The following is an 11,639-nucleotide window of genomic DNA, read 5'->3' on the forward strand; positions in this document are numbered from 1 at the left end:
ATTTGGGCTTGCATGCGCTCGGCAATGGCCAGGCCTGCTGCGTCGTCTTTGGCGCTGTTTACACGAAGGCCTGAGGACAGGCGGGCAATCGCGTTATTCAAACCCATGCCTGAACCAGACAGGTTCTTTTGGGCGGTCAGTGAGGCTACGTTGGTGTTGATTCCTAGCATGATATTTCTCCAAGCAATTTGTTGATTTCAAGTTGGCTGCGTCATCTTGTGCGCCGCCTTATGACCTGTTATCGATGCCTGGAAATGAAACTTTAGGCTTTCCCGTGCAAATAAAAAATATTGTTTTGGTGCCCTTAAGTTCGCTGCTCAGTTGTCGTAATGAGACATTTTTTGCTGCAAAACAATCGTCCTTTTCCCTCAAGTTTTTTGCAAAGGTGTCCGTTAACCTCTACAAGCACTTAACAATCGGGGGGCCCACCACAAGGGGCAGCACGAAGTGGGGGCCAATCGAATGGGGGGATCCCCCCAAACTGTGATTCTTCCTTTGAGCCTATTGAGCGACATTGTGATCATGTAAGGCAGTTCCCTACATCTCGAATTCCAGCTCGGTGACTCAATGTTTGGAAGTTGGATGATTCAGGTAATCGGGCTAGAAGCCGAAGATACGTATGAGGGAATTGTCGCTGCGATCAATAAAGCAGCACAAATTGAGGATGCAGTACAACAGAGATTGAATTGGAGGATGTTCAAAATGAAAAGTACACGTCTGTTAGATGAAATTCGCGAAACCAACCTGTCTTATTTGTTGCTGGCTCAGCAACTGATTCGCGAAGACCGCGCCGAAGCAACCTTCCGTTTGGGCATTTCCGACGAAGTGGCGGAATTGATCGACCAGTTGACCACCGCTCAGGTGTTGCGCATTGCCTCAAGCAATATGTTGATGTGTCGCTTCCGTTTTGATGACGAAGTGGTGTGGAACTTGTTGACCAGTCACACCAAAGACCGCAGCGTTTCTGGCATGCATGCAGCAATCATCATGTCCGGCAAAGCGGTCAACGCAACGGCCTAATCAATAACAAAGCACGTATTCAGGATGTAACAACAAAAACTCAGGCATCCACAATTGACATCAGACAGGGGTCAAAAAAATCATGGCTAAAGTTAAATCAATCATCGACGAAGCAGCACAAATCCAATTGGCCACCGAGCTGATTCGCCTTGATGCGCGTTTGCAAGTTCTCGAATCTGAAACGCAGTTGTCCCGCGAACGCTTGCTGAAGCTTTACAAAGAACTCAAGCACAAGTCGCCCCCCAAAGGCATGCTGCCATTTTCAACCGACTGGTTCATGACCTGGCAGCCCAACATTCATTCCTCGCTGTTCGTCAATATCTATCAAACGCTCATCAAGAGCACGGATATTGAAGACATCGAAGCAATCATCAAAGCCTACAGAATGTACCTGGAGCAAATTACTCAATTGGGTTTGCCCGAAGTACTTTCGCTGACACGTGCGTGGCGCCTGATCAAATTTTTCGATGCAGGTATGTTGACCACTACCGAGTGCAAAGACTGCGAAGGCCGTTTTGTAGTACACACTTATGAGCTCGTGAATGACTATGTGTGCGGCCTGTGCCACATGCCTTCACGTGCTGGAAAAACCCGCCAGTCAGCAGCCGACCGTTTCTTCAACGAAGAAGCCAGTATCGAAGCCTGAGTTTGCAAAGCCCAAGGGAGAAGGGCTTTTTCGTTTACCCCCGCTGCACCAAAAGGTCCGGTTGCATCCTCCCACCCTCTGTCTCTTCCGGGTCTGCAGTGGGGGTTTCTAATTCTTCGAATGACCAGCCAATGTTGCTGGTCATTTTTGTTTAACCCCCCTCCAAAATGGCTATCACCAAGGATTGTGAAATCTTGACCATGCCTTGAAATCGCCCCTAAAAGCCACTTTATTCGGACAAAAGATTTTACAAATTCTGCCGACAATACCTATACAGAAAAACCATTCATCGACAGAGAACTTCAGCCAATGTTAGTAGCAATCGGATTCGTGATCGTGATTTTCTCCGTGTTAGGCGGCTTTGCCTTCATGGGGGGGCACTTGGTAACCCTGTGGCAGCCAGTTGAAATTCTGATTATCGGTGGCGGTGCCATTGGCGCGATGATTGTCAGCAACACCCCCAGCATTCTGAAGGCAACTGGCAAGGCCATTGGCGGCGCATTCAAACCCAGTGCAATCACCAAGGCTTTTTACATGTCCTTGATGGCGTTGATGTATGAAATCCTGACCAAGGTACGCAAAGAAGGCCTGATGTCGATTGAAGGCGATGTGGAAGAACCCGAACAAAGCCCCTTGTTTCAGAAATACCCCGAGGTGCTGGCCGATCACCACATTGTTGAATTCCTGACTGATTACCTTCGCCTGATGGTGAGTGGCAACCTGAACCCCATGGAAATTGAAAACCTGATGGATGGCGAGCTTGAAACTCACCACCAGGAAGCGCACACCCCTCAATCTGCCGTACAGCAAATGGCCGACGGTTTGCCTGCATTCGGTATCGTGGCGGCGGTCATGGGTGTTGTGCACGTCATGGGCTCAGTGGGGCAGGTGAGCAATGCTGAATTGGGTGTAATGATTGCGGCGGCGCTGGTGGGTACCTTCCTGGGTATTTTGTTGGCGTACGGTTTTGTGGGCCCGCTGGCCAGCATTATCAATCACAAAATTGCTGAATCATCCAAGCCCTTCGAATGCGTGAAAACCACCTTGCTGGCAAGTTTGAATGGTTACTCGCCTGCGCTGGCTGTTGAGTTTGGCCGGAAGGTTCTTTATTCCACCGAGCGCCCAACTTTCATTGAACTGGAAGAGCACGTGAAGAGCACCAAGGGCAAATAAGCATCATGGCGAAGTCTGACGAAGAACGTCCAATCATTGTAGTCAAGAAGATCAAGAAGGGAGGCCATGGTCACCATGGCGGCGCCTGGAAGATTGCGTATGCCGACTTCGTCACCGCGATGATGGCCTTTTTCCTGCTGATGTGGCTGCTGGGTTCTACCTCGGAAGGTGACTTGAAAGGCATCTCTGATTACTTCAAATCACCCTTGAAGGTGGCACTGGTTGGGGGTCCCGGCTCAGGCACTGCCACAAGTGTAATAGATGCGGGTGGTACCGATTTGTCGCGCTCTGTTGGGCAAATTAAAAGTGGAAGTGCCGACAAAGCAACGAATCCGTCCACCTCTACGGCGTCGAGCGAAGCCTTTGAAAAGGCAGAGGCCAAGCGCTTGCTGGAATTAAAGGGGGAAATAGAGGGCCTAATCGACGCATCGGATTTGATGAAACAGTTTAAAAATCAAATCATGCTCGACATTACACCTGAAGGTTTGAGAATTCAGATTGTGGATGAGCGAAACCGCCCCATGTTTGATTCGGGCAGTGCAGTGTTGAAAGATTACATGAAAGACATTTTGAGAAGTTTGACCAAGTTGTTGAACCAGGTGCCCAACAAGCTGACCTTGTCAGGCCACACCGACGCAACGCCTTATGCCCTTGGCAACAAGGGTTACAGCAATTGGGAGCTTTCTGCAGACCGGGCCAACGCCAGTCGTCGCGAAATGACGATGGCAGGTATGCCGGACAACAAAATGTTGCGTGTGGTGGGTTTGGCCTCCTCAGTGTCGCTGAATGAGAAAGACCCCTACGCGGCAGTGAACAGAAGAATTGCGATTGTTGTCATGAACAAACGCGCAGAAGAAGCCGTGCGAGCGTTGGCCAATCTGGACGAGGGGCAAGACCCTGGTCTGATCGAGCTACCGCCCGTACCCAAAGTTGAAGGTTTACCGTTTCCAAAGAACGGAACCAGTACGAATTGAAAGAAACAGACTATTTGTCAGGAGCAATATGATGCAAAACGATTATCGCTTGATGAACATGATTGACGAGAAGGCAAGACTGGCAGGCTCCAACAAAATGGAGTTGTTGCTGTTCTCCCTGGGCTCTACCGAGGTGTTCGGTATCAACGTGTTCAAGGTGCGCGAAGTGTGCGAAACCTTGCCGATCACGCGAACCCCCAACATGCCCGCTGGCGTGGAAGGCATCATTTCACTGCGCGGCAGTATCTTGCCTGTGATTGACCTGGCGCAATGTTTGCGCATGGACAATGGTTCAACCCGAACCAAGCTGATCATCACTGAGTTTTCATCCCACACCCAAGCCTTTTTGGTGCAAGACGTGGACCGGATTGTGCGGGTGGATTGGGAGCAGGTGAAGTCTCCTCAAAGCATTGGTCAATCGCAAAGCGCCATGATCACCGCACTGACCGAATTGCCCGATGGCAAGCTGGTGTCGATTCTGGACGTTGAGCAAATTCTGGGCGAAGTGATCGGCGAAGGCGATGTGCCCAACATGGACAGCATGCGCCCGGATCATCCTTACCCCGTGTTCTTTGCCGATGACTCGAACATGGCACGCAAGAAAATTACTGAAGTGCTCGAAAAGCTCCACCTGCCTTACCAAAGCGCCATCAATGGTCGCGAGGCCTGGGAAAAGCTGCGCAATATTGCCAGCCGTGCCGAGCAAGAAAACAAAGACATTCGCGATGTGGTTTCTCTCATCCTCGTGGATGCCGAAATGCCTGAAATGGACGGCTATGTGTTGACACGTCACATCAAGGAAGATGTTCGCTTCAAGGGAATCCCTGTGGTGATGCACTCCTCATTGTCGTCTGTTGCAAACAAGAAGTTGGGCCAGCAAGTCGGCGTGGATGCCTATGTAGGCAAGTTCCACCCTGAAGAGCTGGCACAGATGGTTACCTCAATGCTTCACCCAGCGTAAGGAGCAAGCATGAACCCCGAAGATTTAAGAATCCTGATTGTTGACGACTTCTCGACCATGCGTCGAATTGTTCGCAACCTGCTCAAGGAAATTGGCTACAACAATGCCGATGAAGCGGAAGACGGTGCAGTGGCTTTGGCCAAACTGAAAGCCGGCAACTTCAACTTCGTTGTCAGCGATTTGAACATGCCCAATATGAACGGCTTTGAGTTGCTGCAAAACATTCGTGCCGATGCAGAACTCAAGCATTTACCGGTTTTGCTGGTGACTGCCGAAGCCAAGAAAGAGGACATTGTCACCGCCGCCCAAATGGGTGCGAATGGCTACATTGTCAAGCCGTTTACCAAGGCAACCCTTGAAGAAAAGCTGGGCAAGATCGTCGCGAAGATGTCTGTCTAATTACGAAGAATCAGAAATGGAGAGGTCGCAACGATGAGCCCAGATAATCTGAAAAGTGGTGATAACGACGATTTGGAAGCGTTGTTTGATGAGATTGCAGAACAACGTGTGTGGGATGGTGAGCCATCAGCAGAACCCCAGGCGGCCGTGAGTACTGACATCAAAGTTCAGGCCCAGGCGAGTTTCGCTGCCGCTGACGAAGAACCTCACGATGTGTTTCGCCGTGTGGGTTCGCTCACCCGCAACTTGCACGACGCGTTGCGCGAACTGGGCTACGACAAAAGCGTTGAACATGCAGTCAATGCCTTGCCTGATGCGCGCGCCCGCTTGAATTACATTGCTGACCTGACAGGCAAAGCCGCCGAGAAGGTGCTGGCCGCAGTCGAGGCTTCGCAAAAACTGAATGACGATGTGTCTGCCCGCGCCGCCGAGCTCGACAAGCAATGGGATCGCCTCTACAACAACGAGATGAGTCTGGAAGAGTTCAAGTCGCATGCCCGCGAAAACCGCGAATTCATCAAAGAGATTAGCCAGTGCAGCGGGCAACTGGGTGGTCACCTGACCGACATCATGATGGCGCAAGACTTCCATGACCTCACTGGTCAAGTGGTCAACCGAATTGGCAATATGGCGCAAGGTCTTGAAGAACAGCTGGTGCAGTTGTTGCTCGACACCACACCACCCGACCAGCGCAAGCAGGTTGAAGAAACATTCCTCAATGGTCCGGCCATCAATGCAGAAGGTCGTGCCGATGTGTGCAGCAATCAAAGTCAGGTCGATGACCTGCTGGAAAGCCTCGGCTTCTAACAACAAACAACAGCCGGGCTGACGTGGGAGAAAATAAATGAGCGCATTCAGTGATGTCGAACTGCTACAGGACTTCTTGACCGAGGCAGGCGACTTGTTGGAAGACGTGGACAGCAAACTGGTCGAACTGGAGCAAAGCCCAGAAGACGCCGACCTGTTGGCCACCGTGTTCCGCGGCTTCCACACCATCAAGGGTGGGGCCGGTTTTCTGGAAGCCACGCACTTGGTTGAGTTGTGTCACAAAACAGAAAACCTGTTCGATTTATTGCGTTCCAAAAAACTGGTGCTGGATGCTGAAATGATGGACTCCATCATGGCAGCCACTGGCGAGGTGCACCGCATGTTTGGTGAAATGCGCAACGGCCATCAGCCCGGTGCAGCACCTCAAGAATTGCTGGACGCCTTGGTTGCTGCAATTGAAGGACGCACTGTGGCAGCTGCCGCGGCCCCTGTTGTAGAAGTTGCCACGGCGGCGCCTGCGGCAAAGCCGAACAAAACACTCAATGATCTCGCGGAAATTTCCGAGGATGATCTGGATTGGGCGGGCTTGTACGAGGCGGTGGTAGGTGTACCACCACGCGAACTTGAACAGGCAGCACTGAGCAGTGACATGGCCACCGAGGCAATTGCCAGGCAGGCCGCTGCCGCAGTGCGCCCCAAAGCACCTGCACCGAAAGCCAAAGCCGCGCAGCCTGCAGCGGCCGTACAAAAAGAAAATACCATTCGCGTGGACACAGCGCGTTTTGATCAAATCCTGAACCTCAGCGGTGAAATCGGATTGACCAAAAACCGCTTGAACTGTTTGTTCCAGGCCTTCGCCTCGGGTGCCAGCAGTGATGAATTGATCAAGTCGCTTGACACGGTGGTCGGGCAACTCGACATGCTGGTTTCTGATTTGCAGTCGGCCGTGATGAAAGCGCGCATGCAGCCAGTGGGCCGCGTGTTCCAGAAGTACAGTCGCCTTGCTCGTGATGTTTCACGACAGTTGGGCAAAGACGTTGAACTGGTGATTGAAGGCGCAGAAACCGAGGTGGACAAGTCCATTCTCGAAGAGTTGAACGACCCCTTGATTCACTTGGTGCGCAATGCTGTCGACCATGGCATTGAAACCATTGCAGACCGTACCGCATACGGTAAAAACCCGAAAGGGATTGTGAATCTTTCTGCCCGTCAAACTGGTGATCACATCGTGATTGAAATTCAGGACGACGGCCGCGGCATGCGTCCTGAAATCATTCGCGAAAAAGCGGTTGAAAAAGGTTTGATCAGTGCCGAAGAAGCAGGGCAGTTGAGTGTGCAGGAAAGCCTGCAACTGATCTTCTTGCCCGGGTTCTCAACCAAAGATCAAATCTCGGATATTTCAGGCCGTGGTGTTGGCATGGATGTGGTGAAAACCAATATTCAACGCCTCAATGGTCGCATTGAAATTCAATCCGAACCCGGACAGGGCTCTACCATCACCATTTTGCTGCCACTGACTTTGGCAATTTTGCCCGTGTTGATGTTGAAGCTTGAAGAGCAAATCTATTCACTGCCTTTGTCTTGTGTCCGGGAAATTATTCCGATCGAAGAAGACAAAGTGCAATACGTGGGCGGCAAGCCCACCATGGTGGTTCGCGGAGAAGTCATTCCATTGCTCGATCTGGCCACCTTGATTGGTCGCGAAAGTGCGCCCACGCCAAAAGTGGGTGTGTTGACCATCAGTGGAAACAAGTCTTGCATTCTCGCGGTTGATTCCCTGGTGGGGCAGGACGAAGTCATGATCAAACCACTGGACGGCGTCAAGCCCAAAGGTGTTGCCGGGGCGACATTGTCCGGTGAGGGTTTGCTGGTTCTGGTGCTTGAACTTCGAGAGTTGATCGAGGGCAAACTGTAACTTGAACTAGCACGGTTTTCCATGTTTCCTAACCCATATGGTTGACTCGTTTTGCTTCGATAATTAATACATCGGCGCAAGTTGCCAATGACATTTACACACACACCTCGCAGACCAAGCGGGGGGCAAGGAGTTGACCTTATGAGTTCACTGTATCGCTCGATTGAGAAAGGTTTTTTCTACACGCTCAGTCGAAAATTGTTTGGTAACGTGGCTGGCATATCCGCTGTTGTTTTAATCGGATACCTGGTGATTTACAGCTGGGCCATGGACAAACTTGCCCCAGAACAAATCAGTGATTTCCGCCTCATTCTTAGTGGAGCCCTTGGGTTTACCTTGTTGGCCTGTGCAGGTGCATTTGTGTACCTGCGCCACCTGATTGTGCGCCCTGTGCATTTGCTGAGCGAGCGCATGGACCAACTTGCAAACGGCGAAGGTGACTTGTCGGTGAATTTACCCACGGTCACCGAAGATGAACTGCGCGGTTTGGCCGAGAACTACAATGCTTTCATGGTGCGTTTGCGTGACCTGATTCACGAGATTCGCCGAATGACAGCACAAGTGTCCATGGAATCAGTGCGCGTGTCTGGCAGCTTGAAAGACGCCAGCCGCACGGCTGACAAACAAGGCAACATTACTTCCGAAATTTTTCAGGCAGCCGACATGGCCTCCAGTGCGATGGAAAACGTGGCCAACAGTGCCAGTTATTTGTCGCGTGCCACGGAGGAACATCTGGAAACAGTCAACTCCTCGTACCGCGAATTGCTGACTGTGGCCGATGAAATGAACTCAGCCTCGGGCAGTTTGAACAGCTTTGGACACACGGTTGAAAAACTGGCAGAAACCGGCAAGGGCATCGAAAACATCGTCAAGTTGATCAATGACATTTCAGATCAAACCAATTTGCTCGCCCTGAATGCTGCAATTGAAGCAGCTCGTGCTGGTGAGCAAGGTCGCGGATTTGCGGTGGTTGCGGACGAAGTGCGTGGCCTGGCCGAGCGCGTAAAGTCTGCCACAGGTGAAATTCGTGGCAATATTTCTTCCATGCTTCGACTTGTTGGCGAAACTCAGCAAGAAACCCGGGAAATCAATCAAAGCATTTTGAAAGGCCAGGAAACGGTCAGCAACTCATCGGCCAAGTTCTCTGGCATGGTGCACAGTTTTGAAGAAATGAGCACGCAGATCAACGATGTCACCCAGCAGGTGCAGTCGGTCAAGCAAATCAATATGGAAGTGTCGGGCAAGGCCTCTGAAATACGTGAAACAGCCCAGTCTGTCATCAATCAAACCAGCGAATCTGAAAAATCAAGCTCTGAACTGGCTTCAGCCACAGACCGAATCAAGGAGCTGGTGGCTCGATTCAAAATTGGCAAAGGGGCTTACGAGCAAATTATCGAGCAGGCCGTTCTGGTGCGAGAACAGTGCAAAAACATTCTGATTCAAGCGCTGGACAACGGACATGACATTTTCGATGAAGCCTACAAGCCAGTACCCAACTCGAACCCGCAAAAGTACAGTACCCGTTACGACAGGGCTGTAGAGCGTGAATTGCAGAGTGTGTACGATCAATTGGTGGCCAATGTGCCTGGCTCCGTGTTCTCTCTGTGTGTGGATAGAAAGGGTTATGCGCCAACCCACAACAGCAAATACTCGCGCCCCTTGACGGGTGACCTGAAAACCGATTTGGTTGAAAGTCGCGACAAACGCATGTTCAGCGACCCCGTTGGCTTGCGTGCTGCGCAAAACCTGTCGCCCTGGTTGCTGCAAACTTATCGTCGCGATACCGGCGAGGTTCTCAATGATTTGTCTTTGCCCATTGAAATCAATGGTCGCCACTGGGGTGGTCTGCGTTTGGGCTTCAGCCCTGAGCTGTTGATCAAAGACTAAGGATCAGTATTAAAAAACGGATAGGGGTCCGTTTCTCACCGCGCTTAGGCGCGGTTTTTTTTTGCCCAGTCGTTCAGGGGTGTTTCGCAGGTGTTCAATATCTCGATCAACCTCTCAGTGCTGTTCTCGAAGTGCGAAATACTTTTAACACCTGACTGTCGGCAGGTCACTTCAAGTTCCTCTGCCAGGCTTCGGCAGTCTTCAAAACCGATGGCAGCACTTGCGCCCTTCACATTGTGTGCCGCATCGCCCAAAGCGCTCAGGTCTTGCCTGTCGCATGCGGTTTGCAGTTTTCCAATGTAATTCGGGCATTCCTTGATGAATACCTTGATCAGCATGGCCAGAAGGTCGGTGTCGTTGTCGATGCGCTCTAGCGCCTCGCGGGGGTCGTAATGCATGTGTTTGGTCTTGAATCCAGAAGAATCCCATGTTACCCGCTCAAATCGGGGTTTTGAATTGTACGTATCCTTTTCATAATAAGAACATTCCAACACTTCAGGTGCTGCTTTGGCAGAAGAAACCGATCAGGAAAAAGACTTACCCGCGTCGGAACAGAAGATCCGTAAAGCGCGGGAAGAGGGCAACCTTCCCCGTTCCAAAGAACTGGGCGGGGGCGTTGTGCTGCTCGCGGGCGTCGGTTTGCTTTACACCATGGGTGGCGAGTTGGTCAGCCAAAGTGAAAAGTTGATGCGCCAAGGATTGGTTCTAGACCGTGCCCAGGCATTTGATACCAAACACATGGGCTTGAAATGGGTGTCCATGTTGCAGGAAAGCCTGTTTATTCTTGTTCCCCTTTTTCTCGTGGTGGTAGTGGCTGCGATTGCATCCAATGTTGCAGTGGGTGGCTTTAACTGGTCAACCAAACCGCTTGAGCCCAAGCTTTCAAAATTGAATCCCATCAAAGGCTTGAAAAACATTTTTTCAGTGAACGGGTTGGCGGAGTTGGTGAAAGCCATTCTAAAAACCGTGGTGTTGGGTGGCGTGGGTTACTTGTTGTTGATGCAGGATTTGGGTGAGTTCACCCAGCTTTCAGCCATGCCGCTTGAGCATGGCATGGCGGAGACCGCGCGAATCACCATCAAGGACGCATTGATCCTTGCGATTGCATTTTTACTCATTGTTTCAATCGACGTGCCTTACCAGTTGTGGCGTTACTACAAGGGTTTGCGCATGAACATGGAAGAACTCAAGCGCGAGTCCAAAGAGTCGGACGGTGACCCGCACCTGAAAGGCAAGATCAAGAGCATGCAGCGCGAAGCAGCACGCCGCCGAATGATGGCTTCTGTTCCGAATGCCGACGTGATCGTGACCAACCCGACGCACTATTCAGTTGCCTTGAAGTACGACAAGGATGGCAAAGGTGCGCCGCGGGTGGTGGCCAAAGGCATTGGCCCGCTGGCCTTGAAAATTCGTGAAGTGGCCAAAGAGAACAAGGTGCCCATGGTTGAGGCTCCCCCATTGGCCCGTGCTTTGTATTCCAATGTAGAACTTGAGCAGGAAATTCCGGGTGCTTTGTACACGGCGGTGGCCAAGTTGCTGGCGTATGTGTATGCGCTTGCGGAAGGCAAAGGCCACATGGTGGAAGTGCCGGGAGAAGCGGATATTCCGGAAGGCATGGATCCCGGGCCGGCGGCTTGATGATCACCGCAGAGGTTTCTTGCCAACTCGGCATGGGTTACTTGTTCCGCACTGAAAACCGCTTGATCCCTTTTTGAATTTATTCTTGCTCACCTCGCTCGGCAAAAGGGCGGGCCGAGTCTCGGTGTCGGCGTGACGCCGAACGCTGCGACTAAACTCAAACGGGGCGGTTTTCTTGAAGTGCGTCCCAAGCAATCCCACTGCCGAGTTGGCTTAAACCTACCGTGCGCGTCCACTTGCAGGTTCCGCTCTAAGTCA

The 11,639-nt window shown here is 51.5% G+C and carries 12 protein-coding genes; 10 read left to right on the forward strand and 2 right to left on the reverse strand.

The window, feature by feature from the left end:
* Nucleotides 1-170: flagellin N-terminal helical domain-containing protein (locus tag ACVL1J_RS12985; RefSeq protein WP_491665440.1), on the reverse strand; the 170-nt coding region annotated here is incomplete at its 3' end.
* Nucleotides 171-702: 532 nt separating this feature from the next.
* On the opposite strand from ACVL1J_RS12985, the gene flhD reads away from it, so the two are divergent.
* From flhD to ACVL1J_RS13030, 9 genes are all read left to right on the forward strand, one after another.
* The gene (flhD, locus tag ACVL1J_RS12990) at nt 703-1,020 is read left to right on the forward strand and encodes a flagellar transcriptional regulator FlhD (RefSeq protein WP_159571734.1); all 318 of its coding nucleotides are present in this window, start codon (nt 703-705) and stop codon (nt 1,018-1,020) included.
* Between the two features lie 82 nt (nt 1,021-1,102).
* On the forward strand, nt 1,103-1,666 hold the full coding sequence (flhC, locus tag ACVL1J_RS12995; protein ID WP_159571731.1) for a flagellar transcriptional regulator FlhC: 564 nt from the start codon (nt 1,103-1,105) through the stop codon (nt 1,664-1,666).
* Nucleotides 1,667-1,975: 309 nt separating this feature from the next.
* A complete protein-coding gene (motA, locus tag ACVL1J_RS13000; RefSeq protein WP_341238258.1) occupies nt 1,976-2,839 on the forward strand; it encodes a flagellar motor stator protein MotA in 864 nt (287 codons plus the stop codon).
* Nucleotides 2,840-2,844: 5 nt separating this feature from the next.
* Nucleotides 2,845-3,813 (forward strand): flagellar motor protein MotB, encoded by a 969-nt coding sequence (gene motB / locus ACVL1J_RS13005; protein WP_491665366.1) that lies wholly within the window; start codon nt 2,845-2,847, stop codon nt 3,811-3,813.
* 31 nt (nt 3,814-3,844) lie between these two features.
* Nucleotides 3,845-4,774, forward strand: a complete 930-nt coding sequence (locus ACVL1J_RS13010; RefSeq protein ID WP_246066395.1) for a chemotaxis protein — start codon at nt 3,845-3,847, stop codon at nt 4,772-4,774.
* 9 nt (nt 4,775-4,783) lie between these two features.
* Entirely contained in the window at nt 4,784-5,173 is a 390-nt protein-coding gene (cheY, locus tag ACVL1J_RS13015) for a chemotaxis response regulator CheY (RefSeq protein WP_105028596.1), read from the forward strand.
* 33 nt (nt 5,174-5,206) lie between these two features.
* Complete coding sequence (locus ACVL1J_RS13020) at nt 5,207-5,980, forward strand: protein phosphatase CheZ (RefSeq protein WP_159571722.1); 774 nt, start codon at nt 5,207-5,209, stop codon at nt 5,978-5,980.
* 37 nt (nt 5,981-6,017) lie between these two features.
* Nucleotides 6,018-7,856, forward strand: a complete 1,839-nt coding sequence (locus ACVL1J_RS13025; RefSeq protein ID WP_341238168.1) for a chemotaxis protein CheA — start codon at nt 6,018-6,020, stop codon at nt 7,854-7,856.
* Between the two features lie 141 nt (nt 7,857-7,997).
* Nucleotides 7,998-9,743, forward strand: coding sequence for a methyl-accepting chemotaxis protein (locus tag ACVL1J_RS13030; RefSeq protein WP_341238167.1), 1,746 nt, complete (start codon nt 7,998-8,000; stop codon nt 9,741-9,743).
* A gap of 44 nt (nt 9,744-9,787) precedes the next feature.
* Here the strand turns inward: ACVL1J_RS13030 and ACVL1J_RS13035 are convergent, their stop codons facing one another.
* Nucleotides 9,788-10,141, reverse strand: coding sequence for an Hpt domain-containing protein (locus tag ACVL1J_RS13035; protein ID WP_341238166.1), 354 nt, complete (start codon nt 10,139-10,141; stop codon nt 9,788-9,790).
* 109 nt (nt 10,142-10,250) lie between these two features.
* On the opposite strand from ACVL1J_RS13035, the gene flhB reads away from it, so the two are divergent.
* Nucleotides 10,251-11,381 carry a flagellar biosynthesis protein FlhB gene (gene flhB / locus ACVL1J_RS13040; RefSeq protein ID WP_159571710.1) on the forward strand — a complete coding sequence of 377 codons (1,131 nt, stop codon included), beginning with the start codon at nt 10,251-10,253 and terminating at the stop codon, nt 11,379-11,381.
* Nucleotides 11,382-11,639: the final 258 nt, after the last annotated feature.

The sequence above is a fragment of the Limnobacter sp. G6BE5S genome (assembly GCF_058448965.1).